Below are 24,165 nucleotides of genomic sequence, written 5' to 3'. Positions count from 1 at the left end.
CCCCGGCGCAAGAGGCTGCGCGGCGGATATATCCAATGTTTCTAAGATTTAACTTATGCAAGGCGGGTGGGTCCGATGGTCGTCTGAATCGCAATATAGGATGCGATGGCGGATCAAAAAAGATCATGGCTTCAGGTATTTGAGCCGCCCGCTTCCAGCCAATCGCGATAGGCGGCAATCAGCTTGGCGGCGACGAAGACTTCCGTTCCGGCCAGACCGGCGGAGCAGAACAGGGTCGTTTCGCCCTCCTCCACCGGTCTTGCGGATGAATTTCCGGCGAGCGCGCTCAGATCGGCAAGCGGCACGGCAGCAGCAGCCCTGGAGAGAAAGAACGGTGCGTCATAGGCCGTCGTCTGCTCGATGGAATCGGTGGCGACCATTGCCGCCTTCAGGGCGATATCGAGGTCGAGCTCGTGGCCATCCGCCGTCTTGGGGCCGACGGAATTGACATGCGCGCCGGGTTTCAGCCAGGCGGCCTCGATGACGGGAACCCTGCTATCCGTGGCGCAAATGACGATGTCGGCATCCGCGACGGCCTCGCGCGCCGAACTCTCGGGCAAGATGGGCAGCTTCAACCGGGCTTCCATCTCAACGCTGAAGGCACGGCATCTTTCGCTGTTGCGGCTGAAGACGCGGACCTGCCGGAGAGGCCGGACGATCGATGCGGCTTCGAGCTGTGTCCGGGCCTGCAGACCGCTGCCGATCACGGCAACGTTCGCCGCGCTCCCGGCGGACATGCGGCGGATGGCGACGCCGCCGATCGCACCGGTTCTGAGGGCGCCGAGCTGTTCGCCGACGACGACGCCTTCCAGCCTGCCGGTCGCGATCGACCAGACGGCGACGACCTGATCCTGCCTGCTCCCGGCGAAGGTCTCGTAGGCGCGGAAACCGGCCAGAGCCCGCTCCCCCATCGACCCTCCGACGGTGAAGACGAGGCTTCCCGCCCCCGCAAAGGGAACCGCATGCCGTGGCGGCGCGATGAGGAGACCGGCGGCCTTTGCCGCCAGGGCCTCCTCGACCGCCTCTATCGCCAATGCCATTGCCGGCATCGCCGCCAGCTGCTCGTCACCAAGAACAATCATTTCCAACTCCGCGCCGATCCGCGAAAGGCTGGCATCTCAACCTAGGTTGAGGTCAAGCGGGCCAGTCTCCATCCCCGGCCTGTATCCCTCCTCGCCCCAATGCTGCATGCGCGCGCTGCGGCGCGGCGGGTTGTAGTGGCGGGCGAGCGCCAGGAGGGCGGTGCGGAGCATCAGCTTGGCGGAGCGGACCGGCCATTGGCGTTCGCGCTCCACGGTTTCCAGGCCCTTCATGAAGCAGCAGATATCAAGCGCCGCACCCGCGAGCTCCGGTCCCATCGCCTCGATGGCGCGGTTGACGGCGATGCGGGCGGCGATGGCGCTGTCGGCGAGATCGGTCATGCCGCCGCGCTCGCCTCTGGTGCGGCCGGAAAGGCGCGGCTGCCAGGAGGCGGTGACGCGGGGCTGCAACTGGGCGCGGGTGAAATCGGCATGCAGGCGCTCGCCGGCGGCCAGCGCCTCGGCGGGAAGAAAGGGCTCGCCGCCCTTGTCCTTCAGCCGGGAGAGCGCTGCGAGCGGCGATTCCGCCTCGTTGACGCGCAGGGGCTGCGGCGTGCCGTCGATCTCGCGGACGGTGGCGGCGATCTCGCCATGCTGTTCGATGAAGGCCTCCTCGCGGGCGGCGAGCGCGCGCCGCAGATAGGCGCGGGCCGGGGGTGCGAGGCTGAGGCGGGACTGGGTCTCTGTGACGAGGCCGCGGGAGATCGCTTCGGCAAGCACGGCGGCCGGAAGCGCCTGGCGGCTGCCCGAGCGGTGGAGCACCGGTGCCGGCGTCCCCTGCCCCTCCACCTTCGCCTCGCCGCCGGACAGGAAGCGCAGGAGCTTCAGCATCGCTTTGTTGTTCGCCGCCTCACTCATGGGACGAGACCTCCGGAAAGCGGAAGACCGAGACGACGGTGCGCTCGATCGCCGAGACAAAATCGTCGAAGGCGGCATCATCGCGGCGCTGCTCGACGACCATGCAGGCATGCGCCACCGTCGACCGGTGCCGCCCGAAGCCGCCGGCGATATCCTGCTGGGTGAGCTGCAGCGCGGTGTGGCAGGCATACATGGCGATCTGGCGGACATGGCAGAGCATGCGCCGCCGGTCGCGCCGCTCCAGCATGCGGCTGCCTGTGATCATCACCATCTCGGCGGTGATCTTCTGGGCGATGCGGCAGACGGTGCGGATGGGGAGTGAGACCGATGGCGGGCGCGGAGGCGGAGGCGGCGCCGGCGGCTCGTCGTCGATCAGCGGACGGAGCGCGGTTTCGAGACGGTGGCGGGGTAAAGGGATTTGATTGAGCGGCATTTGAAAACTCCTGGGTAATAGGAATTAATTCATATACCGTAGCTGAAGATTGACGGGGCGGGAAGAGTGGGGTGGGAGATGATTGGCGGATTTTGGGGTGGTTGTGGCTTAACGTGTTGAAAGGGTTTGTGGATTATTTTCCTATTCACTTCGGTCGCGGCAGGACTCGAGTGTGGAGCCCCCTCATCCGCCCTACGGGCACCTTCTCCCCGAGGGGAGAAGGGAAAATCGGAGCAGGCCGCGAGTCCCCTTCTCCCCAGCGGGGAGAAGGTGCCCGTAGGGCGGATGAGGGGGCCGTGGGTGAGACGCTCAATCGGTCAACTTACAACCCCGCTTCGGCCATCCAGATCTCCGCATCCGCCCCGCCGGGAATGCGCAGCGGCGCGGCGGTATCCGTGGCGGCGCGCCAGATGGCTGCAGCAACATCCGGCGCATGGGTCACCGGGCCGGTGTCTTCCTGCACGCTTTTCACGAATTGCTGGAGCAGCGGCGCGTAATCGGGATCATCGGCGCCGCGCAGATGCGGGCGGGCGTTCTGGCCGAAGCGGGTTTCGGGCGAGCGGCCGGGCAGGACGATATGGACGCGCACACCGAAGGGCGCGACTTCGACGGCGAGGGATTCGCTCAGCGCGTTCACCGCCGCCTTGCTGGCGCGGTAGACGCCGATGACCGGCAGTGTCTTGACCGTCACCGTCGAGGTGACGTTGACGATGACGCCCGCCCGGCGCTGGCGCATCTGCGGCAGCACCGCCTGGATCATCGCCAGCGTGCCGATCACATTGGTCTGGAACAGCGACTGCGCCGTTTCGGGGTCGGTCAGCTCGATCGGCGCCGGGGCGCCGAAACCGGCATTGTTGACCAGCACATCGACCGGACCGGCGCTCGCAACCGCCGCCGCGATGCTTGCGGGATCGGTGACATCGAGCGCCAGGACGCGCAGGCGCTCGGACGCCGGGAGCAGGCTGGCCGCGGGCGTGCGCATCGTCGCGACGACGTCCCAGCCGCGTTCGAGAAAGAGTTTCGCGGTCTCCAGGCCGAAGCCGGACGAGCAACCGGTGATCAAAATCGTAGGCATAGACATCTCCATGTGAAAAGGAATGCCGTGATGCTAGTGACCGGGATCAAGACCTTCTATAGTCTGAAGTCTCCATTTCTTTAGCGTCAGTCCTGATCATGACCATCGATCCGCTTGCCGACATCGTCACCCTGCTGCAGCCGGCGGCGCGCTTTTCCAAGCTGGTGGAATGCGCCGGCGCCTGGCGCATTCACCGCGAGGCGACGGGGGAGCCGTTCTATTGCGCCATCCTCGAAGGCGCCTGCCGCGTCAGATTCGGAGACGATCCGCCGTTCATCCTGGAGGCCGGCGATTTCGTGCTGGTGCCGGCGATGCGCGAGCTGGTGAACGAAAGCCTCGAGGGAACAGCCGATCTGCCGGATACGATCCCGGCGCAGCTGAGCGACGGCCGCTTTCGCGCCGGGCGCCTCGAAGGGCCGGCGGATCTGCGCATGCGGATCGGCCATTGCAGCTTCGGCGCGCCGGATGCGGCGCTGCTGGTGTCGCTGTTGCCCGAAGTCGTCATCGTTCGCGGCGAGCCGCGGCTGGCGACGCTGATGCAGCTGGTCGGCGAGGAAACCCGGGAGCGGCGGCCGGCCCGCGAACTGGTGCTGGAGCGGCTGCTCGAAGTGTTGCTGATCGAGGCCCTGCGATCCGGCACGGAAACGACGGATGCCCCCGGCCTCAGCCGCGGCCTTGCCGACGAGCGCCTGGCGGCCGCCCTCCACGCGCTGCATGCGCGCCCGGCCCACCCCTGGACCGTGGCCGATCTTGCCGCGGAAGCAGCCCTTTCGCGCTCCGCCTTCTTCGCCCGCTTCCAGCGCGTCGTCGGCGTGGCGCCGATGGAATATCTGCTCGCCTGGCGGATGGCGCTGGCGAAACAGCTACTGCGCAGGCGGGAGATGGGGATGGACGAGGTGGCGGAGCGCGTCGGCTACGGCTCGGCGAGCACGTTCAGCGTTGCCTTCGCGCGCTATGCGGGGGTGCCTCCGGCGCGGTATGCGCGGGGTGGGTGAGGTTGCGTGAGACGGGAAGGATACCGTCGTGAGACAGGTGTTGGGTGTGGCCCCCTCATCCGCCTGCCGGCACCTTCTCCCCGCGGGGGAGAAGGGACGATCCCATCTGCTGGTAGCCCAAGGGAGCGCCGGTAGCGACCTCCCTTCTCCCCAGCGGGGAGAAGGTGCCCGAAGGGCGGATGAGGGGGCTCCGGGTGAAGGGCGGTGGGCGAGGCATCGTACAAGCTATCGACTCCGTCAGGCACAGCCGCCCGGAACATCGCGACAGGGAATCGAGATGTAAATTTCTCCGCTCTCCACGCTTCCCACTCACCTCTCGCTCCTCCCCCTCACCCCACCCTCCCTTGTCATCAAACCGATACACTTCACTTGCTAATGATTTGCAATTGCAGACCGGACACCATTGATGACCGAAGACCATACCGAGACCAGTATTCTCCTTCCCCTCGCCGTTCTCTCCATCGCCCAGCTGATCGGCTGGGGCGCCGTCGGATTTCCGGCTGTCGCAGCGTCACAGATGGCGGCGGATCTTCAGATCGGGATGCCTGAAGTCTTTGCCGGGACGACGGTTTTCTATGTGATGATGGGGGCGTGTTCGCCGTTGTTGTCGCGGGTGTTTGCGAACCTTGGGGCGCGGCCGGTGATGATTGCCGGGACGGCAGGGTCGGCGGTCGGGCTTCTTCTCCTGTCGCTGGCGCATTCGCCGGCCGGCTATTTCCTGGGATGGCTGATCGTCGGCGCAGCCGGCAGTGCCAGCCTGACCATGCCGGCGCATATCCTGCTCAACGAGATTGCCGGGCGCAAGGCGGCGCGGGCGATCGGTACGCTGATGCTGGTGACCGGCCTGTCGAGCACGATCTTCTGGCCGCTCACCTCGTTTCTGGAGGCGGAGATCGGCTGGCGGGGCGCCTGCGAGGTCTATGCGCTTGTGATGGCTGTCGTCTGCCTGCCGCTTTACATCTTCGGCCTGCCGCGCAGACGCATCGAGGCGGCCCCTTCGGGCGTGACGGCGGCGCCCGTTGCGGCGCGCAGCTATGACCGGACCTTCGTGCTGATCGTGGCGGCTATCGTCTTCAATGCCTTCATCACCTATGGCTTCAGTTCGGTGCTGATCGAGCTCTTGAAAGGCGAAGGCCTGAGTGCGGCGCAGGCGCTGACCTTCGGCTCGGCGCTCGGCATCATCCAGATCGCGGCGCGCGGCGTGAATTTCGTCGCCGATAACAAATGGGATGGGGTGGCAATCGGCATCGGCTCGTCGGCGATGCTTTGCCTGTCGCTGTTGATCCTGCTTGCGGTGCAGGGTTCGCCGGTCGCGGTCGGCGTCTTCCTGGTGCTTTACGGCACGAGCAGCGGCGCTCTCGCCGTGGCGCGCTCGACGATCCCGCTGGTGTTTTACGACAAGGGAGAATTTGCCAGGGCGTTGTCGCGGATCGCGCTGCCACTCAACTGGATTTCGGCCGCCTCACCGCCGGTTCTCATCTGGCTGATGAGCAATTACGGCAATGGCGCGGTGCTGTCGCTCTGCCTGTTCTGCTCGCTCTCGGCCATCGTCATGCTCTGCCTGCTGCGCGGGCGGCGGCCGGCCGAAGCGGCGCTCGCGGCATAACGGCATCCGGAAACGAAAAAAGCCGGGCGGGAGCCCGGCTCTTGGCATCGACAGCGCGCTGATATCAGCCGCGGCCGCGCTTGCGGCGCTGGCCGAGGCCCATTTCCTTGGCGAGGCGCGAGCGCGCTTCGGCATAGGCGGGAGCGACCATCGGATAGTCGGCGGGAAGATCCCACTTTTCGCGGTATTCTTCCGGCGAAAGGCTGTGATGGGTCATCAGGTGGCGCTTCAGGGACTTGAAGTTGCCACCGCATTCCAGGCAGGTGATCTGCTCGTCCTGAACGGACTTGCGGACAGAAACAGCAGGCTTCTGCTTTTCTACGATCGCTGCGGCGGGTTGAGGCACGGACGTGTTGCTAAGGGCGGAATGCACGTCGGAAATCAGATTGGCCAAGTCGGTGACCGGGACTACATGATTGCTGACATAGGCCGCTACGATATCGGCCGTCAGCTCTACCAGCAATTCCGGCCCAGTGCCGGTCGCGGTATCCGTCATATTTTGTTTCTCCTGTTCGCATGCATGGATGATCTATGCTTCGAGAAGCAAAAAGATCGCCTTCGTAGAGGCTAACAGCAGAAGTCCAGCCTAAGGCAGCATGTCCTAAAACGCGAATCCACCCCTAGATTCTTGCCGCCGAATTCTGTCCCAATACTGCCTGAATCCGAATCATACCGTCGCACTCTTCGACCGCAGCCCTAATTAGACATTGGATATCAATGTTAAGGATGGAAAAGCGAAACGATTCTAATTCGAAATCAGAACTCTACTTGCAATTCAATTATCATCGTTTTACCGAAAGTCCAATTCTTATTTGCGTGATTTCTACGTAAAAAATCGACGCACATTAAGATTTTGCAAGCAAGCACCCGACTTTAGTCCATAAGCGAAGGCAAAATTTGCGTAAAACTGCTTAACGCCCTGTATTTTATACTCTCATCGTTTGCGCATCTCATCACGTACGGAACCGTCCCACAATTTGTGCCCGGTCGCATGCGCGGCCTTCGCCAGGAGGTGCGCGGCAACCGGAGCGGTCAGTAGAAGGAAGACGATGCCGGCTAGCGCTCGCGCAAAGATTGCAAATTCCCCGGAATAGGTGCCGGCCGCCAGAAGCAGCAGTCCCGAACCGACTGTGCCAGCCTTGGACGCCGCATGCATGCGCGAATAGAGATCGGGCAGACGCAGCACGCCGATCGCCGCAGCGAGCGCGAAAAAGGCGCCGCCGAGCATCAGAAGCGAGACGAGGATCGCGATCGCATATTCCATCAGCCTGCCCTCCCCGGCTTGGCGGTCTTGCGCTTCGGCTTGCCCTTGGGCTTGGACTTTTTGACGGCGGGCGGCGCCTGCTGCTCGCCGCGCGACAGCACGAAGCGGGCGAAGGCGACGGTGGCCAGAAAGCCGACGAGGCCGAGCGAGATGGCGATGTCGATATAGAGCGTGAAGCCGGTCTTGACCGCGACCACGGCGATGAAGCCGATGGCGATGCCGGTCAGCATATCCAGGCCGACAACCCGGTCCGATAGCGTCGGCCCGGCGATGATGCGCCAGGCGGTCAAGAGCAGCGCCAGGCCGAGGACGGCGAGCGCGATATTGGCGGCGAGCGCGACGATGGCTGACGGTTCCATCAACGGAAGGCCTCCATGATCTTGCGCTCGAAGCCCTCGGCGATCGCCTTGCGGGCGGCCTGCGGGTTGGAGCAGTCGAGCGCGTGGACATAGAGCGTGCGGCGGTCGTCGCTGACATCGACGGAGAGCGTGCCGGGCGTCAGCGTGATGAGATTGGCGAGCAGCGTGATCTCGAAATCGCGGTCGACGGTGAGCGGAAAGGCGAAGATGCCGGGCTTGATATCCATCCTCGGCTTGAGGACGGTGAGCGCCACCGTCCAGGCCGAGAGCGCCAGTTCCTTCAGGAAGAGCAGCGCCAGCGACACGATGCGGCCGGCGCGGAAGACATAGGCGCCGCGGCCGATCGACTGGCGCACGATCGCGAGCGCGATGGCGCCAAGCACGAAGCCGAGCAGCAGATTGTGCGGCGAGGCGCTGCCGGAGACGGCGGCCCAGGCGATGGCGAGCAGCAGATTGAAGAGGAAGGCGATCATGGCACGCCTCCGGGAAAGACGGAGTGGATATAGGCGGAGGGATCGGCGAGGCTTTCGGCCGCCGATTGCGTCAGCGACAGCAGCTGTTCCGGCAGGATGCCGAAGGCGACGACGAGCGCGGTCAGGAGCAGCAGCGGCACGGTCATGGTCCAGCCGATTGCGGCGGGTGCGGCCGCCTCGCCGGCCGGGCGCCAATAGGCGAGCAGGAAGACGCGGCCGAAGCAGATGGTGGTGAGGAAGCCACCGACCAGCAGCGATGCCGCCAGCCACCAGGCGCCGACATCGAGCGAGGCCTTGACCAGCATCAGCTTCGGCCAGAAGCCGGAAAACGGCGGCAGGCCGGAGGCGGCGAAGAACAGGATGAGCGAGACGGCGGCAAACCAGCCGCGCGCCCGGTAGAGCCCGCCGAGCGACGCCAGCGAGAAGCTGCCGCCGAGGCGACCGGCAATGCCGGCGGCGAAATAGAGCGCCACCATCAGCACGATCGAATGCAGCGCATAGAAGATCGCGCCGCTGACGCCGCCCGGCGTGCCGATCGATATGCCGACCAGCATGTTGCCGATGCCTGAGATCACGACATAGCCGAGCAAGCGGCGGATATCGGTCTGTGCCAGCGCGCCAAGCGCACCGGCGAGCGTCGTTGCGGCGCCGAGCACGGCGATCAGCAGGCTGAGTTCTTCCCGCTCGACCGGCATCAGCATGACCATGACGCGGATCAGCGCGTAGATGCCGACTTTGGTGAGCAGACCGGCGAACAGCGCGGAAACGACGATGCGCGGCGTGTGATAGGAGGCGGGTAGCCAGAAATTCACCGGGAAAGCGGCGGCCTTCATGGCGAAGGCGAAGAGGAAGAGTGCGGCGAGCGTCACCAGCGGCGCGCTGTCGCGCAGGCTTGCGGCCTTCTGCGCCACGTCCGCCATGTTGAGCGTGCCGAAGATGGCGTAGAGATAGCCGACGGCCGTCAGGAACAGCGTCGTGGCGATCAGGTTCAGCACCGCATATTTCATCGCGCCGTCGATCTGCCGGCGCTCGGAGCCGAGGATCAGCAGGCCGAAGGACGAGATCAAGAGCACCTCGAACCAGACATAGAGATTGAAGACGTCTCCCGTCAGGAAGGCGCCGCTGACACCGGCCATCAGGAGAAGCAGCAGCGGGAAGAAGCCGAAACGGCGATGCCCGGCATCGGTATCGGCAAGCGCATAGAGGCTGCCAGCCAGTGCTGCGATCGCCGCCGCAAGCGCCATCAGCGCCCCAAAGAGATCGGCGGTGAAGGCAATGCCGAACGGCGGCAGCCAGCGGCCCATCACCATGGTGACCGGCCCTTCGGCGATGACCTTCTGCAGCAGCATCGCGTCGATGACGACAAGGGCCGCGAGGCCGATCACGGCGATCGGGGCGTGGAGGCGGACATGGGCGCGCAGCGTCAGCAGCAGGGCGCCGAGGACGATGCAAAGTGCGACGGGGAGGATGACCAGCCAGTGGCCCGCCGGAACGGGGGCGGTGAGCATGGCGGTGGAGAGGTCGATTGCAGTGGTGGGGGTCGCCATCAGCGCGCCTCTCGCGGCGTTGTGGCCTGGAAAAAGGCCCTCTCTGCCCTGCCGGGCATCTCCCCCACAAGGGGGGAGAAACGCTGGGCGCGTCCGCTCGCCCGGCAGTCATCCGAAAGCGTGAAGCCGGCGCCCTGCTTGATAAGGGAGTGGTGAGCCCGCCACGAGTCTTCTCCCCCCCTGTGGGGGAGATGCCCGGCAGGGCAGAGAGGGCCTTCGATGCGCACAACACCCATCATCAATACCCCACCGGCGGAACCGGCTCGTCGCGCGGCTCGGCAAGCCGCATCTCGTCGGTATTGTCGGTGCCGATGTCCTGGTAGGCGCGGTAGGTCAGCACCAGCAGGAAGGCGAGGAAGGAGAAGGATATGACGATCGCCGTCAGGATCAGGGCCTGCGGCAGCGGATTGGCCGCACCCTGCGGCAGCGTGTCGAGACCGGCGGGGATGATCGGGGGCACCTCGCGGGTCAGGCGGCCAGCGGTGAAGAGCAGCAGGTTGACGCCGTTTCCGAGGATGGCGATCCCCAGCATGATGCGGATCGAGAATTTCGACAGCATCAGATAGATGGCGGCGGTGAAGAACAGCCCGGAGAGAACGGCAAGCAACGGCTCCATCACTCCACCTCCCTTTCCTCGAGCGTCAGGGCAATGGCGGTGATGGCGCCGAGCACGACGAAATAGACGCCGAAATCGAACAGCATCACCGAAGAGAGCGGCACCTCGACGCCGAGGATCACAGGGTAGATCCAGAGCCCGGTCATGAAGGGCACGGCGGCGAAGATGGAAATCAGGCCGGCAACCGAGGACATTAAGAGCCCTGCTCCGGCGATGGCGAGCGGGTGGAACCGGATGGCGCGGCGCACCGCCGGGACACCATTGGCGATGCCATAGATCGCGAGCGCCGAGGCCGCGATCAACCCGCCGATGAAGCCGCCGCCCGGCTCGTTATGGCCGCGCAGCAGGATGAAGACGGAAAAAAGCAGCATCAGGGCTGTGAGGAACGGGGCGATGGTGCGGAAGATCAGCGTGTTCATGGGCGGGCCTCCCTGTTGCCTTCCCTTCTCCCCTCGGGGAGAAGGTGGCCCGCAGGGTCGGATGAGGGGGCCATGCGGTAAAACGGTTGCGGACGAGATGGTGCGCGCCGAGCCAGCGGCCCCCTCATCCGCCCTATCGGGCACCTACCGGGGTCGAGCCGCCGGTCTCGACCCGTCCTTCGGACCCCCGCTGGGGAGAAGGGAAGAACTGAGGCCATCATCACGTCCCCCTCCCCGGTTGTTTCGGATCCGGCGGCGCCAGTTTGCGTTCGGTGCCGGCGCGCATGCGGATGAGGGCGATGATGGCGAGGGCGGCGATGGCGACGACGGCGATTTCGCCGAGCGTGTCGGTGCCGCGGAAGTCGACGATGATGACGTTCACCACATTGGTGCCGTGGGCGATGGTCTTCGAATAGGTGTTGAAGAAATCCGAGAGCGCCGTGTCGAAGCGGCCGGAGGTGGCGCGGAGCAGGAGCAGCGTCAGGCCGAGGCCGCAGGCGAGCGCGATCGCGGCATCGAGGAGCCGCTGACCGCGCGGGCGGCGGTCGGTCGGCGACAGCCGCAGCCGCGTCATCACGAGGGCGAGGATCACGACCGCGAGCGTCTCGACCATGAACTGCGTGAAGGCGAGATCCGGGGCGCCGAACATCAGGAAGATCAGCGCGACCGAGAGGCCCTGGATGCCGAGCGCGGCGATCGCCGTCAGCCGGTCGCGGGCGGTCAGCACGGCGGCAAGGCCGATCACCGCCAGCAGCAGCACCGCCCATTCATGCAGCCGGACATGATCCGGCCAGGCGATGCCGGAGGGCAGTTCGCCATAGAGATAGAGCGGCACGAGCAGGATGGCGGCAAGCAGGATGAAGGTCGCCGTCACATAGATTTCCAGGCGCCCCGGCTGCAGGATGCCCGTGACGCGGTGCGCCAGGCGCACGAGGCCGGAGATGAAGATGTCGAAACCCGTACCCGGGCCGGGACCGGCAGCGCGGAAGAAGGCATCGGCGAGACGGCGGCTGCGGTCGAGCTGGAAATAGATGGCGATGCCGAGCGCGATGGTGAGCACCGACAGCAGCAGCGGCACGCCGACATGCGGCATCAGCGAAATGGTGATCTCGACCGGCCGGTGCGCGACGGCGGAGGCCATCGGCGTCGAGATATAGCGGTGGGCGGAGGCGGAGAAGATGGCGGCGACGAAGCCGAGCAATGCCAGCAGAGCCGGGCCGATCCACAGGAGAACGGGCGCCTCATGCGGCCGCTTCGGGGTTTCCGAGCGTTTACCGATGAAAGGCTTCAGGCCGACGGCGAAGGCGATCGCGAACATCAGCGCGTTGCCGAAGACGGCGACCGATGTGAAGACGATCGAGCGCAGGTCGCCGATCGCCAGCGCCGCATAGATCTCCTCCTTGGCGAGGAAGCCGAAGAAGGGCGGCAGGCCGGCCATCGAGAAGGCGGCGGCCAGGGCGGCGGCGCAGGTCAGCGGCATGGCCGAGGCAAGGCCGCTCAGCCGGGTGATATCGCGCGTGCCGGTCTCGTGATCGAGAATGCCGGCGACCATGAAGAGCGCGCCCTTGAACAGCGAATGGGCGACGAGATAGAGCACCGCCGCCTCGATGGCATATTCCGAGCCGAAGCCGGCAAGCAGCACCAGCAGGCCGAGCGAGGAGACGGTCGTATAGGCGAGCTTCAGTTTCAGGTCGGTCTGGCGGATGGCGAGCGCGGCACCGGTTGCCAGCGTCATGCCGCCGAAGAAGGGCAGCAGGATTTCCCAGGCCGGCGTTTCGCCGAGCAGCGGATGAAGGCGCAGGAGCAGGTAGACGCCTGCCTTCACCATGGTCGCCGAATGCAGATAGGCGGAGACCGGCGTCGGCGCTTCCATGGCGTTCGGCAGCCAGAAGTGAAACGGGAACTGCGCCGACTTGGTGAAGGCGCCGCCGAGGACGAGGAGCAGTGTGGCCAGATAGAACGGGCTCTCGCGCATCAGATCGCCCGCTTCCATGATCAGCGACAGCTGGGTGACGCCTGTGATGTTCCAGATGAACAGCAGGCCGGCGAGCAGGCAGAGGCCGCCGCCGCCGGTGACGACGAGCGCCTGCAGGGCTGCCCTTCGCGCCGCCTCGCGCTCGTGGTCGAAGCCGATCAGCAGGAAGGAGGTGATCGAGGTCAGCTCCCAGAAGATGAAGAGCATCAGGAAGCTGTCGGACACGACCAGCCCCAGCATCGAGCCCATGAACAGGAAGATGAAGGAGAAGAAGCGACCGTGATCCCTGTGCCCCTTCAGGTATCCCCCGGCATAGAGCACGATCAGCGTGCCGATGCCCGTGATCAGCAGCGCGAAGGTGAGCGACAGCCCGTCGAGAAACCAGGAGAAGCTGAGATTGTAGCTGGGCACCCAGACATAGCCGCCGGTCGCGACTTCACCGGCAGCGATCTCCGGCAGGAAACCGAGGAAATGCAGAAAAGAGAGCAGCGGGAACAGCGCGAGAAGCCAGGCGGCATTGGCGCCGAACAGCCTGACGGCAAAGGGTGCGGCAAGGGCGCCGATGAACGGCAGGCACAGGGCAAGAAATGTCAGACCCGTGACACCGGCCATATGCTCTCCTTGATGGAAACCCCTCGGAAATCCGGAAAACCGGATGCGTTTCCAAGACCTAGGTCAATCGGCGCCGGGCCTCAAGCCTTTTCGGGATGGGTGCACAGGCAAAGCGCGGGCCGAGAGCGGCATGCACCAATGGCGCGAGGAGGATCAGCGGCCAGACGATGCAGGCGGCAAGGCCGGCGATCCGCGATGGCGTGTAGCGATCATGCTCCGCCCAGCCCTCCAGAAAGGTGATCAGAAAACAGGCGGCCGAGATGGCGGCGTAGATTGCGAAAGCGAGGATGGTCAGCACGTCGAAGTCCCCCCTGGTACTCCCCGTTGCAAGGAGAATACCGGAGAAGCGCCAACGCCCGCAAACCGGCAAAACGGACTAAAGCTTTCAGGCTATAGACGCATCACTCTTGATACCGCCCAATTTCCGCTCCACATTCGCGGCGTCGGAAAATCTGTCTTCTTTGGCGCCGAAGGAGCAAGCCCCCATGCCCGATATCGACATTGCGAAGTTTCACAGGACCGATGACGAGTGGAAAGCTCAGCTGACACCCGAGCAATACCGCATCACCCGCCATCACGGCACCGAGCGGGCCTTTACCGGGCCTTATTGGGATAGTTTCGAGACGGGGCTCTACAGCTGCGTCTGCTGCAACGAGCCGCTGTTCCGCTCCGATACCAAATTCGATGCCGGATGCGGCTGGCCGAGCTATTTCGAGGCCGTATCGCCCGAGGCGATCACCGAGCACCGCGACACCACCTATGGCATGGTGCGCACCGAGATCCGCTGCGCCAATTGCGACGCCCATCTCGGCCACGTCTTCCCCGACGGACCACCGCCGACAGGGCTGCGCTACTGCATCAACGGGCACGCCATGGTGTTCGAAGCGGGACGGTAAAAGCTCAGCTGCCGCGCAGGCGCTGGAGAACGATCGCCGCGGCCTCGGCGATCGGCAGGTTCGATGTGTCGAGGATTTCGCATCCTGCTGATTGAGCCTCGCGGCGCAGGAAGGCGGCCCAGTTCATCATGTCGTCATTGGCGAGTTCAGGCTGGTTGCGATCGGACGTCAGGCGGTGGCGCCGGGTCGCGTCGTCGCAATCGACGAGGATGATGTGGCAGGCAAGGCCCATGGCGGCTGCGGCATCGACGACGAAGCCGATGCGCATCTGGCCCTCGAACAAGACCGGGCGGCCGGGCTGCATGGTTCCGGCGAGCCGCGCCATCCATTCCGCCGTCATCGCCTGCTGCCAGCCGGCCGGCGAGCCGAACAGCGCGTTCATTTCCTCGACGGGCGGCACGCCGATCGAATCGAAGAAGCGGATGTCGATGTCCGCGCCGTGCTCCGCGGCGATCAGATCCGAGATCGCGGTCTTGCCTGCGCCCGAGGCGCCTGTGAGGACGACGAGGGTCAATTCGGCACCCTCAGTTCCATGAAGGTCAGGTCCAGCCAGCGGCCGAATTTCTTGCCGACTTCGAAGAAGGTGCCGCCATTGCGGAAGCCGAGCTTTTCGTGAAGGGCGATCGATGCCGCATTGTTGGCCTCGATGCCGGCGATCATGACGTGGATGCCGTTTTCACCGGCACGCTTGATCAGCGCCTGCATCAAGAGCTTGCCGATGCCGGCGCCCTGATTATCCTTCTCGACATAGACGGAATGCTCGACCGTGTGGCGGAAGCCGTCGAAGGCGCGCCAGTCGCCATAGGAGGCGTAGCCGGCGATCGCGCCATTGCGCTCGGCGACCAGAACCGGAAAGCCCCTCGCCTGCCGCGCCTTGAACCATTCGATGCGGTTGTCGAGATCGACGACGGTCTCGTTCCAGATCGCCGTCGTGTGTTCGACGGCGTGGTTGTAGATATCGCGGATCGCGGCAAGGTCGGCTTCGGTGGCGTCGCGGATGGTGACGGCGTCGGTCATGTCTTCTTCCATTTCGGCAAAATATAGGGCAGCGATACGCTGGCGCCCAGGCGATGTAAACCCGATAGATTTGCCGCGACCGGCGGCGCGGTTTGCGCTAGTTTCCGGCGCCTGACCGGAGGATACGATGCGCCTGTCCCTTGCTCTCCTGCTGCTTCTTGCCGCCTCGCCTGCGCTGGCCGCCGACTGGAAGCCCTATGCCAATCCGCGCTTCGGCTATGTGATCGACCTGCCCGGCGATTTCGCCGCCGTCAGCGAGGCCGACAATGGCGACGGCATGACGCTGCAATCGAAGGACGGCAAGGCGAAGCTTCTGGTCTTCGGCGCCAATCTCACCGAAGAGAATTTCGCCGACGATACCGCCAGGCGCAAGCAATCCGACAAGGATGCCGGCTGGGTAATCTCCTACGACAAATCGGCCAAGGGCTGGGCCAGCTATTCCGGCACGCGCAAGGACCGCATCCTCTATGTGCGCGCGGTCTCGCTCTGCCAGGGTGCCGGCGGCTATTTCGTGCTGGATTATCCGAAGGCCGATGCGAAGCTCTACGATCCCATCGTCGCGCATCTCGTCAAGACGCTCTCGGGACCGCCGCACTGCCGCTGAGTGCGGTGCGCCGCATGCCCTGATCAGAGATTGGAGGCGCCCATGCTGAAGCAGGTGAGCACCGCCGAATAATGCACGGCGGCAGCGGCAACGACGAAGCCGTGCCAGATGGCGTTCTGGAAGCGCAGCTTCTCCCAGACATGGAAGATGACGCCGGCCGAATAAATGACGCCACCGATGACGATCAGCAGCATCGAGGCGAAGGGAATGCGCGAGGCGACGGGCTCGGCCACCAGCACACCGCTCCAGCCCATGGCGAGATAGAGCAGGATCGCCAGCTTGTCGTAGCGCCCGGGAAAGACGCATTTCAGGAGAATGCCGACGATCGCCACCACCCAGATGCCGATCAGCATCGAAAACAGAAGCGGATCGTCGGAGCCCCTTTCGAGGAACGGCGTGTAGGTTGCGGCGATCAGGATGAAGATCGAGGAATGGTCGAGCCGGCGCAGGAACCATTTGGTGCGCGAAACCGGCCAGGCATTGTAGGTGAAGGAAATGCCGATCGTCATGACGAGCCCAATGCCATAGACCCAGGCCGCGGCCAGCTCGCCATGCGAACTCCAGACGGTGGCATAGAAGATCAGCACCGTGGCGCCGACGAGCGCCAGCGCCAGCCCGACACCATGGACGATGCCGTCAGCGATCAACTCGTATTTGTCATAAGCCCAGCGGATCCCGTTGAACTCTGCCATTGCGCACACCCGTTTCTGTTGGTGCCAATGCTGGCATCGAATGGGTATCGGCGCAACCGGTACCAAGGTGTTAGAGGCTTAAACTCGGGCGGAGCGAATATGGCAGGACAGCGGCGATGGCAGCCGCTATACGAGCGGCATCAGGACGCATCGCGATCCCTCGCCGGCCGGAATAGAATTCCTTCATCGAAATTATAGAAACTCGTCTCCCATGATCCGTATTGTTCTTGCTTCCGCGCTGCTTGCAGCCTCGCTTTCTGCTGCTTCTGCTGCTTCCGCGGCGGAGCCTCCCGCAGTGGCACCTGCCGCTCCCGCTGCCGCGAAGCCGGCGCCGAAGGTCAAGGGGCCGAAGCTGGTGGAGCCGGAGCTGCATGTGGTGCGCTCGGGTGTTCCCGGCCGTCCGCGCGTGGCGCTGACCTTCGATGCCTGCATGGGCAAGGCCGATGAGCGGATCATTTCGACGCTGGTTTCCGAACGCATCCCGGCGACGATCTTCGTCACGGCGCGCTGGCTGAAGCGCAATCCGGAGGCGCTGGCGGTGTTCCTGAAGAACCCCGATTTGTTCGAGCTCGAGAACCACGGGCAGAACCATATTCCGGCGGTCGACAAGCCGGCGCTGATCTATGGCATTGCGGCGGCGGGTTCGCCCGAGGCCGTACATCAGGAGGTCCAGGGCGGCGCCGATGCGATGCTGGCGGCCGGGATCGCAGCACCGCACTGGTTCCGCGGCTCGACGGCGAAATACGACCTTCCGGCAATCGCCCAGATCCGCGCCATGGGCTACAAGATCGCCGGTTATTCGGTGAATGGCGATGGCGGGTCGCTGCTCGGGGCCGCGGTGACGGAGAAGCGCATCGGTTTGGCCAAGGATGGCGATGTGGTGATCTCGCATATCAATCAGCCGACGCATGCTGCGGGTGCCGGGGTCGCCAAGGCGATCGTCGATCTGAAGGCCCGCGGGGTGGAGTTTGTCAGGTTGCAGGATGCTGAAGATCTGGGGGATGATCAGACGACGAATTAGTCGTTGTGCCGTGAGGCCACCCCCCTCTGCCCTGCCGGGCATCTCCCCCACAAGGGGGGAGATCGCCTGGGGGTGAGCCGCTCGACCACCGGGTCTCTATGCTCGTCACATGGACAAGGTAGGAGAGAGATGCGTTCGCCCAATCAACGTAGCCCGGGTGCCCGCCCCCAGCGGATCTCCCCCTTGTGGGGGAGATGCCCGGCAGGGCAGAGGGGGGTGGCCCCGGGTGAAACGCGCGCCCTACCGCAACATCGTCTCCACCCCATATTCCCCAGCCCGAAAACCCCTGAACCCCGGCCCGTCGCGATCCAGCGCGTAATCGTCGAACCAGTCGCGGTGGACGCCTGCCACCATCGCGCCGATCATCTGGGCGGCGAGGAAGGAGAAGGTGATGCCGTTGCCGCCGTAGCCGTAGGCGGCGTAGACGTTGGGCAGGCGGGGGACCGGGCCGATCAGGGGCAGGCCGTCGGCTGTTTCGCCGAAGGTGCCGCACCAGGCGGTGGCGATTTCGGTGTTGGCCTGCGGCCAGAGGCGCTGCAGCTTGTCGCGGATGATGCTTGCCTTGCCGGCGAGCTCGGCATCGCGCCGGTCGGGGTCGACTGTGGCGTCGTCCTCGCCGCCGGCGATGATCCGGTGGTCGGGGGTGGTGCGCACGTAGAGATAGGGATGGGCGTCCTCCCAGATCAATGCCCGGTCGCGCCAGAGGGTTGCCGGATCCTGCGGCACGGTGGCGATCGCGAAGCTGGAGCTCACCTTGTGCAGCTTCGGCATGTCGATCTCGGGCATCGAATAGCCGGTGGCGAGCACGGCGGTATCGGCTTCGATGACGAAGGGACCGTCGAGCTCGGCGGTGACCTTGCCGCCCTCGCTGTGCAGCCGCTTCACGGTGGCGCGTACCGGCATGGCGCCGCGGGCGATGGCGATTTCGAGCAGGCCCCAGGCGAGCTGCAGCGGATCGGCCTCGGCGGAACCCGGCGAGAGAATGCCGGCATCGCGATCGAGCTCGAACTGGGTGAAGAGGTCGCAATGTTCGAGATAGACACCCGGCAGACCGGCGCGGCGGCGCAGCTGTCGCTCCTCGAAAAGATCGCGGGCGCCCTCATGGTTCTGGGCGAGATAGAGTGTCTGCCGCGGTTGGAAACCGCACGGCAGCGCATGGGCGGCGATCAGCTTGGCAAGGCCGGAGACGGCGGCGGCGCTGCGCCTGTACATGCCCGCCGCCCGCTCGAAGCCGTAGTAATGCTCCAGCTCGGTCAGCGTGCTGTCGATCTCCCATTGCAGCATGGCGGTGCTGGCGGCGGTCGAGCCGAGGCCGGGCTCTTCCTTGTCGATGACGATCACCGAGAGCCCGCGGGCCGTCAGGTGTTCGGCGGCGAGCGCGCCGGTTATCCCGCCGCCGATGACCAGCGCGTCGGTCTTGTAGCTTTGCGTCAGCGGCTCGTAGGCCGGGCCGCGGGCACCGCGTCCCCAGGGGCTCGCGCCGCTGCGCAATGCGTCCTGGCTTTCAGGATTGAATTCGACGCCATCGCCCATGGTCACCTCACTTCGGCAGTTGCGGCTGGACGCGCTCTTCGAGGAACAGCTCGTCGACGATGGTCATGACGATCAGCGACAGCGGCAGCGCCAGCATGGCGCCGACCGCACCCCACATCCAGGTCCAGAAGATGATGGCGAGGAAGACGACGAAGGGATTGATCTCCAGGCGACGGCCCATGACGGCCGGGAAGATCAGGTTTTCCATCAAGAGGTGGACGACGAAGAAGCAGGCGGCCGGCAGCAGGCCGATGACGATGCCATCATGGGTGAGAATGCCTGCAACGGCGACTGCGAAGGTCATCATGGTGATGCCGAGATAGGGAATGAAGCTCGAGAGAAAGGCGAAGAAGCCCCAGAGCACCGGCGCCGAGAGCCCGCCTGCCCAGGCGATCAGCGTCATGATCACGCCGAGCCCGGCATAGATGATCGACGCCGTGGCGAAATAGAAGCCGAGCACCTGCTCGACCGAGCTGATGACGCGGATCGCGGCGAGGCGCTGCGGCCGCTCTCGGAAGGTCATGATGATCGTCTTGCGGAGATTGACCCGGCCGATCAGGAAGAGCAGCAGCGCGGCAAAGAAGATCAGCCCCTGCACCAGCGCCGGCGTCAGGTTGGCGGTGACGAGATGCAAGACGTTGCCGGTGTTTTCGAGCAGCTTGTCGGCCGACATCGGCCCGCTCTGGAAGGTCTCGGGGGTGATGTGCAGCCAGCGGATCTTTTCGAGATAGGGCATCAGCCGGTCGGTGGTCTTCTCGATGAAGGCCGGCCCTTCATTGAGGAGCGTCGTCACCGGCCCGGCCAGCGCATTGGAAACCAGGAAGATGACCAGCGCCACGGAGCTCGACAGGATCACCGCATTGGTGATGCGCGGCACGCCCATGCGCGACAGCTTCTCGGCGAGCATGCCGAGGATCATGCCGACGACGATCGCCAGTGTCAGCGGTATCAGGATCAACGACATCTGATAGACGGCGGCCAGCCCGAGAATGCCGAAAATGCCGATGATCGCCCAGGCCATCGAAATATCGAGACCGTCCTTCTCGACCCGGCGAACCGGCGTCTGCGGCATCTGTTCGGTGGCTGCCGAAAGCGTCTCGGCCCAGGCGCTCTTGTGCGAGCCGCCGATCGCGATCTTCCTTGCCTGCTTGCGGATGCCGTTGGCTATGCCCATGTCGATCTGTCCCCGGAAACCCCATTGCTTCGCCACGGAAACGCAAATCGGCGGATTCGGTTCCGCAGCGGTTTCAGCGCGATCGAAGGTGTTGCGTGGAGACCACGAAAGACGGTGGACAGCCTATACGGCAGCAGGTGGTCCGGCGCCTCAACGGCCCCGGTCATGAAGCGTCGGCTCCTTCGGCATCAGCCTGCGCCGCGTGCGCTCCAGCGCTTCGATGCGCCGGCACTCGCGGGCAACGGTTGCGGCGGTGACGTCCGTCCAGGGGCCGCCGTCGCTTTCCGATGCGATCACCCGGCCGCCGGATTCGATGAATTCGCAGAAGAGGCGCCGTGATCTGATCTCGCCCGAGAGTTCGGCGATGTGTGCCAGCCTGTCCATCCGCGTCTCCTTCATTCGGTAGATCAAAGGAGGGTTCGCCACGCGCGACGACGGCGAACCCTCGAACCTCGTCGTGCGATAGATTGGTCGCCAGCGCGCACAAGGTCTGCTGATGAGATAGGGCTTTCGAAACGCGCTGGTATCGGACCGAAGTCCTATCTCTGCCGCCTCTCCCGGCCGCCGCCGCGTCCTATCCGACCAAAGTCCGATATGCGGAACAAACTCGCTGCCGCGGCTTTTCCCACCCCACCAGACAGAAGGAGATTTGGTCATGAAAACAGTTCTTATCGCAGCAGCAATGACGTGTTTCGCAGCTTCCGCCTATGCCGACGGCGCCGTCACCGGCATGGTCGGCGGTGCAGCCACGGGCGCCATCGTCGGCGGCCCTGTCGGCGCCGGCGTCGGTGCTGTGGTCGGCGGCATTGCCGGCGGCGTCATCGATCCGCCGCCACGCGAAGTCGTCACCTATGTCCAGCAGGCCCCGGTTCCGCAGCAGACCGTCGTGGTGCAGCAGCCGGTCCAGGTGGGGGCGGCCCTGCCCGCCGATGTCGTGGTGACGCCGGTGCCTGAGAACCCCAAATACGGCTATGTGGTGATGGGCCAGGAGCGCGTCATCGTCGAGCCGCAGACCCGCAAGGTGGTCCAGGTCATCCAGTAAGATGATTCAGTAGTGCATCCGGCCTGGTTCCAGAGTGAAAACTCCCTGCGGATGCGCGATGCAGGCGTTGGCTTCGGTCAACGCCTGTTTCGTTTTGCACGCTATTTTGCGACGCTCGCAAACACCTTCGCCAGCCGCGCGGTCGCCACATCCGCCTCGGCAGCCGTCAAACCGGAGAAGCCGAGCAGAAGGCGCGGCTCGCTGGAGGCGGAGACATGCATCGGCGAGACCGGGATGACGACCACGCCGCCTTTCAGCGCCGCTTCGGCGAGCGCCCGGTCATCCGTCCATGTACCCGTGCTTCGGACGGTGTAGTGGATGCCCTGTTCGGGGACGGGGGCGATCAGGTGGTCGGAGAGCCGGTCCTTCAACAGGAGAGCGAGATTGTCGCGGGCGGCGCGGTGGCTTTCGCGCAGGCGCCGCAGATGGGCGGGGAAATAGCCCTCGTTGAGGAAATCGGCGACGATGAGCTGGTGGAGCGGCGCCGGGAAGCGGTCGATGATCGGGCGCACGGCGCGGAAGGCGGCGACGAGATCGTCGGGCACGATCAGATAGCCGACGCGGAAGCCCGGCAGCAGCGCCTTGCTGAAAGTGCCGGCATAGATGACGCGGCGCGTCGCATCGAGGCCCTGCAGCGAAGCGATCGGATGGCCCTCGTAGCGGAATTCGCTGTCGTAATCGTCCTCGATGATCCAGCTGCCGCGGTCCTGCGCGAAGGCAAGCAGCTCCAGCCGCCGTGCCAGCGGCAGGGCCGAACCCGAGGGGTATTGATGCGACGGGGTGACGTAGATCGCCGCCGGTGCCGGGCCGTCATAGAGCGACAGGTGCTCGGTGATCACGCCTTCGCCATCGACAGGCAGGCCGGTGATCGCGGCACCGTTCAGCAGGAAGGCGAGCCGCGCCGGCGGGTAGCAGGGATCCTCGATCATCACGGTTTCGCCGGGCGAAACGAGCACGCGGATGGCGAAATCCAACGCCTGCTGCGTGCCTGAGGTGATGAAGATCTGGCCGGGATCGCAGCGCACGCCGCGCGAGGCCGCAAGATGGGCGGCCACCGCCTGGCGCAGCGAAAGTTCGCCCTGCGGATCGCGGTAGCGGTCGCTGGCGTAATCGATATGGCGGTGGGCGAGCCGCTTCAAGAGCCCGGCGGTGCGCTCGTCATGGATCACCCGGCCGGTGGCGAAGGCCACCTGGGCGGGCGGCGCAAGATCGGTGCGCATCGCCAGCCGTGCCGCCGTCGATATGCCGCGGCGCGCGCTGTTGTCGGCCGCCTCGCGTGCGCCGGTGCTTCCGGTGGGCATCGGCGGCAGGCCGGAGGCGACATAGGTGCCGGAGCCATGCCGCCCCTCGGCATAGCCCTCGGCGATAAGCATCTCGTAGGCCTCGGCGATCAGCCCGCGCGACAGCGACCATTCCGATGATGCCGTGCGCGTCGAGGGCAGCCGGTGATCCGGCTGCAGCACGCCCGCGACGATGCCGTCGCGAAGTTGCAGATAGAGCTGGCGCACGGCGGGAACGGATGAGGATGCGTCGATATCCGGCAGGAAACCGGCGGCGGCGCTTTCGCGGCGCAGGGTGCGGGCGCTGGTCTTCGCGGCATTGATCTTGCGGAGTGAAGTGGCTTGCATGGCTGGCTCAAAGTGGCTCTGGATATACCATCGATTATTCACTTTTATCGGACCACTTTCAATCGCTCTCCGGAAATGCCCATGCGTCCCTCTGCTGCACCCTTCCTCTTCACCGGCACCATGCTTGCTGCGGCAGGCTATGGCGCCACTTTCCTGTTTTCGGCCTATTACCGCGCCCATGGCGGCAGCGATGTCGATACCGGGCTGACACTCGCCGCTGCCATGGCCGGGACCTTTACCGGCGTGCCGCTGGTCGGCTGGCTTTCCGGGCGGATCGATGCTGCGCGGATGAGCGCGATCGCGAGCGCTGCCGTGGCGCTCGGCTTCCTGCTGCTCGCCTTTGCTGCGGGCGGCGGTCTCGGCCTGCCGCTGGTCTCCGGCTTCCTGATCGGGCTCGGCTGGGGAATGTTCTATATCGGCGCGCCGATGGCGCTGTCCGAGCGCGTCACCGACGCCGATCGCGGCTTCTGGTTCACCCGCTTCGGCGCCTTCCAGATGGCCGGCATCGGCGGCGGCCCGGTCATTCTCAATCTGGTGCTGAGCGAGGCCGGGCTCTCGGTCGAGGCGACCTTCATGCTGGTCGGCGCTGCCTGCCTTGCCGCGTCGCTGCTGCTCTGGATCTTCGGCTCGATGGCGCCGGGCGGTGAGCGAACATCGGCGCTGCGCCCCTGGGTGCGGGATATCGGCGTGATTGCCCGCAGCGCCTCGATCCGGCCGATCCTGATGGTGGCGCTCGGCGCCTGCGTCTTCTCCGGCCTGCTGACCTTCCAGTCCTCGCTGGTCGCGGGCACGGGTGCGACCGCCGCAACCTTCTTCGCCGTCTATGCCGTCACCGTCGTTGCCGCGCGGCTGCTGCTTGCCCGCTTCCTGGCGACCCTGCCGCAGGCGCAGCTTGCCTCGGCTCTGCTGACCTCGATGTGCCTTGGCGTCGCCGCGATGTTCGGCGTCGGCCTCCATCCGGCCTTCCAGATCGTCTCGGCGATCCTGACCGGCATCGGCTACGGTCTCGTCTATTCGGTGATCCAGACCTGGGCCGTCAACAACACCGAGCCGCTTTATCGCCATGCGGCGCTGACCTGGTTCGTGATGTCCTATTTCGTCGGCATCTTCGGCTTCCCGGCCGTGGGCGGATGGGTGCTCGTTCATCTCGGCCGGGAAGTCTTTCTCTCGATCCTGCTCGCCGCAGCGCTGGCCGAGCTCGCCATTGCCGCCAGCATCGGCCTGCGCCGGGTGCAGGCGGCGTGAGC

Annotated in this window: 27 protein-coding genes and 1 pseudogene; 7 read left to right on the top strand and 21 right to left on the bottom strand. The window is 65.2% G+C overall.

Translation table 11 applies throughout. From position 1 onward, the window contains the following. Positions 1 to 131: 131 nt before the first annotated feature. The 5 genes and pseudogenes from ACQZ5H_RS01135 to ACQZ5H_RS01115 form a co-directional block, all read right to left on the bottom strand. The gene (locus ACQZ5H_RS01135) at positions 132 to 1,082 is read right to left on the bottom strand and encodes an ornithine cyclodeaminase family protein (RefSeq protein ID WP_449096489.1); all 951 of its coding nucleotides are present in this window, start codon (positions 1,080 to 1,082) and stop codon (positions 132 to 134) included. A gap of 36 nt (positions 1,083 to 1,118) precedes the next feature. Continuing rightward, entirely contained in the window at positions 1,119 to 1,937 is an 819-nt protein-coding gene (locus ACQZ5H_RS01130; protein WP_449096488.1) for a DUF6456 domain-containing protein, read from the bottom strand. After that, positions 1,930 to 2,370: a helix-turn-helix domain-containing protein gene (locus ACQZ5H_RS01125; protein WP_413711221.1), complete on the bottom strand. Its 441-nt coding sequence runs from the start codon at positions 2,368 to 2,370 to the stop codon at positions 1,930 to 1,932. Before ACQZ5H_RS01125 ends, ACQZ5H_RS01130 begins: the two co-directional genes overlap by 8 nt. Positions 2,371 to 2,495: 125 nt before the next feature. Continuing rightward, positions 2,496 to 2,683, bottom strand: a pseudogene (locus ACQZ5H_RS01120) (endonuclease domain-containing protein); the annotation flags it as partial. A gap of 9 nt (positions 2,684 to 2,692) precedes the next feature. Then, positions 2,693 to 3,445, bottom strand: a complete 753-nt coding sequence (locus ACQZ5H_RS01115; RefSeq protein ID WP_449096487.1) for an SDR family oxidoreductase — start codon at positions 3,443 to 3,445, stop codon at positions 2,693 to 2,695. Between the two features lie 98 nt (positions 3,446 to 3,543). Between ACQZ5H_RS01115 and ACQZ5H_RS01110 the strand changes: the two genes are divergently transcribed. Further along, positions 3,544 to 4,440, top strand: coding sequence for an AraC family transcriptional regulator (locus ACQZ5H_RS01110; protein WP_449096486.1), 897 nt, complete (start codon positions 3,544 to 3,546; stop codon positions 4,438 to 4,440). A gap of 406 nt (positions 4,441 to 4,846) precedes the next feature. Then, the gene (locus ACQZ5H_RS01105) at positions 4,847 to 6,046 is read left to right on the top strand and encodes an MFS transporter (protein ID WP_449096485.1); all 1,200 of its coding nucleotides are present in this window, start codon (positions 4,847 to 4,849) and stop codon (positions 6,044 to 6,046) included. Positions 6,047 to 6,110: 64 nt separating this feature from the next. On the opposite strand, the gene ACQZ5H_RS01100 is transcribed toward ACQZ5H_RS01105, so the two are convergent. From ACQZ5H_RS01100 to ACQZ5H_RS01060, 9 genes are all read right to left on the bottom strand, one after another. After that, positions 6,111 to 6,542, bottom strand: a complete 432-nt coding sequence (locus ACQZ5H_RS01100; protein ID WP_112389884.1) for a Ros/MucR family transcriptional regulator — start codon at positions 6,540 to 6,542, stop codon at positions 6,111 to 6,113. A 438-nt stretch (positions 6,543 to 6,980) separates the two neighbouring features. Next, complete coding sequence (mnhG, locus tag ACQZ5H_RS01095) at positions 6,981 to 7,313, bottom strand: monovalent cation/H(+) antiporter subunit G (protein WP_199626812.1); 333 nt, start codon at positions 7,311 to 7,313, stop codon at positions 6,981 to 6,983. Beyond that, the gene (locus ACQZ5H_RS01090; RefSeq protein ID WP_449096484.1) at positions 7,310 to 7,672 is read right to left on the bottom strand and encodes a cation:proton antiporter; all 363 of its coding nucleotides are present in this window, start codon (positions 7,670 to 7,672) and stop codon (positions 7,310 to 7,312) included. Before ACQZ5H_RS01090 ends, mnhG begins: the two co-directional genes overlap by 4 nt. Next, complete coding sequence (locus ACQZ5H_RS01085; RefSeq protein WP_449096483.1) at positions 7,669 to 8,142, bottom strand: Na+/H+ antiporter subunit E; 474 nt, start codon at positions 8,140 to 8,142, stop codon at positions 7,669 to 7,671. Before ACQZ5H_RS01085 ends, ACQZ5H_RS01090 begins: the two co-directional genes overlap by 4 nt. Further along, positions 8,139 to 9,689, bottom strand: a complete 1,551-nt coding sequence (locus ACQZ5H_RS01080) for a Na+/H+ antiporter subunit D (protein ID WP_449096482.1) — start codon at positions 9,687 to 9,689, stop codon at positions 8,139 to 8,141. Before ACQZ5H_RS01080 ends, ACQZ5H_RS01085 begins: the two co-directional genes overlap by 4 nt. A gap of 238 nt (positions 9,690 to 9,927) precedes the next feature. After that, entirely contained in the window at positions 9,928 to 10,305 is a 378-nt protein-coding gene (locus ACQZ5H_RS01075; RefSeq protein ID WP_449096481.1) for a Na+/H+ antiporter subunit C, read from the bottom strand. Next, positions 10,305 to 10,724 carry a Na+/H+ antiporter subunit B gene (locus ACQZ5H_RS01070; RefSeq protein WP_130278746.1) on the bottom strand — a complete coding sequence of 140 codons (420 nt, stop codon included), beginning with the start codon at positions 10,722 to 10,724 and terminating at the stop codon, positions 10,305 to 10,307. The genes ACQZ5H_RS01075 and ACQZ5H_RS01070 overlap by 1 nt, the downstream gene beginning before the upstream one ends. Positions 10,725 to 10,944: 220 nt before the next feature. Continuing rightward, entirely contained in the window at positions 10,945 to 13,311 is a 2,367-nt protein-coding gene (locus tag ACQZ5H_RS01065; RefSeq protein ID WP_449096480.1) for a putative monovalent cation/H+ antiporter subunit A, read from the bottom strand. A 58-nt stretch (positions 13,312 to 13,369) separates the two neighbouring features. Continuing rightward, on the bottom strand, positions 13,370 to 13,609 hold the full coding sequence (locus ACQZ5H_RS01060; RefSeq protein ID WP_130278748.1) for a hypothetical protein: 240 nt from the start codon (positions 13,607 to 13,609) through the stop codon (positions 13,370 to 13,372). A 187-nt stretch (positions 13,610 to 13,796) separates the two neighbouring features. Here ACQZ5H_RS01060 and msrB point away from each other — a divergent pair, with 187 nt between their 5' ends. Then, positions 13,797 to 14,207 (top strand): peptide-methionine (R)-S-oxide reductase MsrB, encoded by a 411-nt coding sequence (msrB, locus tag ACQZ5H_RS01055; protein WP_112719174.1) that lies wholly within the window; start codon positions 13,797 to 13,799, stop codon positions 14,205 to 14,207. Between the two features lie 4 nt (positions 14,208 to 14,211). On the opposite strand, the gene ACQZ5H_RS01050 is transcribed toward msrB, so the two are convergent. Together ACQZ5H_RS01050 and ACQZ5H_RS01045 are read right to left on the bottom strand one after the other, a co-directional pair. Next, on the bottom strand, positions 14,212 to 14,721 hold the full coding sequence (locus ACQZ5H_RS01050) for an AAA family ATPase (RefSeq protein WP_449096479.1): 510 nt from the start codon (positions 14,719 to 14,721) through the stop codon (positions 14,212 to 14,214). Continuing rightward, on the bottom strand, positions 14,718 to 15,224 hold the full coding sequence (locus ACQZ5H_RS01045) for an N-acetyltransferase family protein (protein ID WP_449096478.1): 507 nt from the start codon (positions 15,222 to 15,224) through the stop codon (positions 14,718 to 14,720). The genes ACQZ5H_RS01050 and ACQZ5H_RS01045 overlap by 4 nt, the downstream gene beginning before the upstream one ends. 127 nt (positions 15,225 to 15,351) lie before the next feature. Between ACQZ5H_RS01045 and ACQZ5H_RS01040 the strand changes: the two genes are divergently transcribed. Beyond that, entirely contained in the window at positions 15,352 to 15,828 is a 477-nt protein-coding gene (locus tag ACQZ5H_RS01040; protein WP_449096477.1) for a hypothetical protein, read from the top strand. A 23-nt stretch (positions 15,829 to 15,851) separates the two neighbouring features. On the opposite strand, the gene trhA is transcribed toward ACQZ5H_RS01040, so the two are convergent. After that, complete coding sequence (trhA, locus tag ACQZ5H_RS01035) at positions 15,852 to 16,520, bottom strand: PAQR family membrane homeostasis protein TrhA (protein WP_449096476.1); 669 nt, start codon at positions 16,518 to 16,520, stop codon at positions 15,852 to 15,854. Between the two features lie 211 nt (positions 16,521 to 16,731). On the opposite strand from trhA, the gene ACQZ5H_RS01030 reads away from it, so the two are divergent. Then, on the top strand, positions 16,732 to 17,541 hold the full coding sequence (locus ACQZ5H_RS01030; RefSeq protein WP_449096475.1) for a polysaccharide deacetylase family protein: 810 nt from the start codon (positions 16,732 to 16,734) through the stop codon (positions 17,539 to 17,541). A 240-nt stretch (positions 17,542 to 17,781) separates the two neighbouring features. Here the strand turns inward: ACQZ5H_RS01030 and ACQZ5H_RS01025 are convergent, their stop codons facing one another. The 3 genes from ACQZ5H_RS01025 to ACQZ5H_RS01015 form a co-directional block, all read right to left on the bottom strand. Beyond that, positions 17,782 to 19,074, bottom strand: coding sequence for an NAD(P)/FAD-dependent oxidoreductase (locus ACQZ5H_RS01025; protein WP_449096474.1), 1,293 nt, complete (start codon positions 19,072 to 19,074; stop codon positions 17,782 to 17,784). A 7-nt stretch (positions 19,075 to 19,081) separates the two neighbouring features. Continuing rightward, on the bottom strand, positions 19,082 to 20,248 hold the full coding sequence (locus tag ACQZ5H_RS01020) for an AI-2E family transporter (RefSeq protein ID WP_112719181.1): 1,167 nt from the start codon (positions 20,246 to 20,248) through the stop codon (positions 19,082 to 19,084). A gap of 150 nt (positions 20,249 to 20,398) precedes the next feature. Further along, positions 20,399 to 20,632 carry a hypothetical protein gene (locus ACQZ5H_RS01015; protein WP_449096473.1) on the bottom strand — a complete coding sequence of 78 codons (234 nt, stop codon included), beginning with the start codon at positions 20,630 to 20,632 and terminating at the stop codon, positions 20,399 to 20,401. A gap of 271 nt (positions 20,633 to 20,903) precedes the next feature. Here ACQZ5H_RS01015 and ACQZ5H_RS01010 point away from each other — a divergent pair, with 271 nt between their 5' ends. Beyond that, positions 20,904 to 21,290, top strand: a complete 387-nt coding sequence (locus tag ACQZ5H_RS01010; protein WP_162708749.1) for a DUF1236 domain-containing protein — start codon at positions 20,904 to 20,906, stop codon at positions 21,288 to 21,290. 101 nt (positions 21,291 to 21,391) lie between these two features. Here the strand turns inward: ACQZ5H_RS01010 and pdxR are convergent, their stop codons facing one another. Next, complete coding sequence (pdxR, locus tag ACQZ5H_RS01005; protein ID WP_449096472.1) at positions 21,392 to 22,918, bottom strand: MocR-like pyridoxine biosynthesis transcription factor PdxR; 1,527 nt, start codon at positions 22,916 to 22,918, stop codon at positions 21,392 to 21,394. A gap of 81 nt (positions 22,919 to 22,999) precedes the next feature. Here pdxR and ACQZ5H_RS01000 point away from each other — a divergent pair, with 81 nt between their 5' ends. Further along, entirely contained in the window at positions 23,000 to 24,163 is a 1,164-nt protein-coding gene (locus ACQZ5H_RS01000; protein WP_449096471.1) for an MFS transporter, read from the top strand. Positions 24,164 to 24,165 lie beyond the last annotated feature (2 nt).

The organism is Rhizobium sp. 21-4511-3d (genome assembly GCF_053522545.1).
This window is presented reverse-complemented; position numbering and strand designations above follow the sequence as displayed.

What these genes read in the sequence shown, in the direction of transcription:
- ACQZ5H_RS01025 (WP_449096474.1), bottom strand. Translation starts at nt 19,074, where the DNA reads ATGGGCGATGGCGTCGAATTCAATCCTGAAAGCCAGGACGCATTGCGC.
- ACQZ5H_RS01010 (WP_162708749.1), top strand. Translation starts at nt 20,904, where the DNA reads ATGAAAACAGTTCTTATCGCAGCAGCAATGACGTGTTTCGCAGCTTCC.
- ACQZ5H_RS01105 (WP_449096485.1), top strand. Translation starts at nt 4,847, where the DNA reads ATGACCGAAGACCATACCGAGACCAGTATTCTCCTTCCCCTCGCCGTT.
- ACQZ5H_RS01115 (WP_449096487.1), bottom strand. Translation starts at nt 3,445, where the DNA reads ATGCCTACGATTTTGATCACCGGTTGCTCGTCCGGCTTCGGCCTGGAG.
- ACQZ5H_RS01085 (WP_449096483.1), bottom strand. Translation starts at nt 8,142, where the DNA reads ATGATCGCCTTCCTCTTCAATCTGCTGCTCGCCATCGCCTGGGCCGCC.
- ACQZ5H_RS01020 (WP_112719181.1), bottom strand. Translation starts at nt 20,248, where the DNA reads ATGGGCATAGCCAACGGCATCCGCAAGCAGGCAAGGAAGATCGCGATC.
- ACQZ5H_RS01065 (WP_449096480.1), bottom strand. Translation starts at nt 13,311, where the DNA reads ATGGCCGGTGTCACGGGTCTGACATTTCTTGCCCTGTGCCTGCCGTTC.
- ACQZ5H_RS01045 (WP_449096478.1), bottom strand. Translation starts at nt 15,224, where the DNA reads ATGACCGACGCCGTCACCATCCGCGACGCCACCGAAGCCGACCTTGCC.
- trhA (WP_449096476.1), bottom strand. Translation starts at nt 16,520, where the DNA reads ATGGCAGAGTTCAACGGGATCCGCTGGGCTTATGACAAATACGAGTTG.
- ACQZ5H_RS01135 (WP_449096489.1), bottom strand. Translation starts at nt 1,082, where the DNA reads ATGATTGTTCTTGGTGACGAGCAGCTGGCGGCGATGCCGGCAATGGCA.
- ACQZ5H_RS01015 (WP_449096473.1), bottom strand. Translation starts at nt 20,632, where the DNA reads ATGGACAGGCTGGCACACATCGCCGAACTCTCGGGCGAGATCAGATCA.
- ACQZ5H_RS01030 (WP_449096475.1), top strand. Translation starts at nt 16,732, where the DNA reads ATGATCCGTATTGTTCTTGCTTCCGCGCTGCTTGCAGCCTCGCTTTCT.
- ACQZ5H_RS01000 (WP_449096471.1), top strand. Translation starts at nt 23,000, where the DNA reads ATGCGTCCCTCTGCTGCACCCTTCCTCTTCACCGGCACCATGCTTGCT.
- ACQZ5H_RS01125 (WP_413711221.1), bottom strand. Translation starts at nt 2,370, where the DNA reads ATGCCGCTCAATCAAATCCCTTTACCCCGCCACCGTCTCGAAACCGCG.
- pdxR (WP_449096472.1), bottom strand. Translation starts at nt 22,918, where the DNA reads ATGCAAGCCACTTCACTCCGCAAGATCAATGCCGCGAAGACCAGCGCC.
- ACQZ5H_RS01100 (WP_112389884.1), bottom strand. Translation starts at nt 6,542, where the DNA reads ATGACGGATACCGCGACCGGCACTGGGCCGGAATTGCTGGTAGAGCTG.
- ACQZ5H_RS01070 (WP_130278746.1), bottom strand. Translation starts at nt 10,724, where the DNA reads ATGAACACGCTGATCTTCCGCACCATCGCCCCGTTCCTCACAGCCCTG.
- ACQZ5H_RS01075 (WP_449096481.1), bottom strand. Translation starts at nt 10,305, where the DNA reads ATGGAGCCGTTGCTTGCCGTTCTCTCCGGGCTGTTCTTCACCGCCGCC.
- ACQZ5H_RS01040 (WP_449096477.1), top strand. Translation starts at nt 15,352, where the DNA reads ATGCGCCTGTCCCTTGCTCTCCTGCTGCTTCTTGCCGCCTCGCCTGCG.
- ACQZ5H_RS01130 (WP_449096488.1), bottom strand. Translation starts at nt 1,937, where the DNA reads ATGAGTGAGGCGGCGAACAACAAAGCGATGCTGAAGCTCCTGCGCTTC.
- ACQZ5H_RS01080 (WP_449096482.1), bottom strand. Translation starts at nt 9,689, where the DNA reads ATGGCGACCCCCACCACTGCAATCGACCTCTCCACCGCCATGCTCACC.
- msrB (WP_112719174.1), top strand. Translation starts at nt 13,797, where the DNA reads ATGCCCGATATCGACATTGCGAAGTTTCACAGGACCGATGACGAGTGG.
- ACQZ5H_RS01110 (WP_449096486.1), top strand. Translation starts at nt 3,544, where the DNA reads ATGACCATCGATCCGCTTGCCGACATCGTCACCCTGCTGCAGCCGGCG.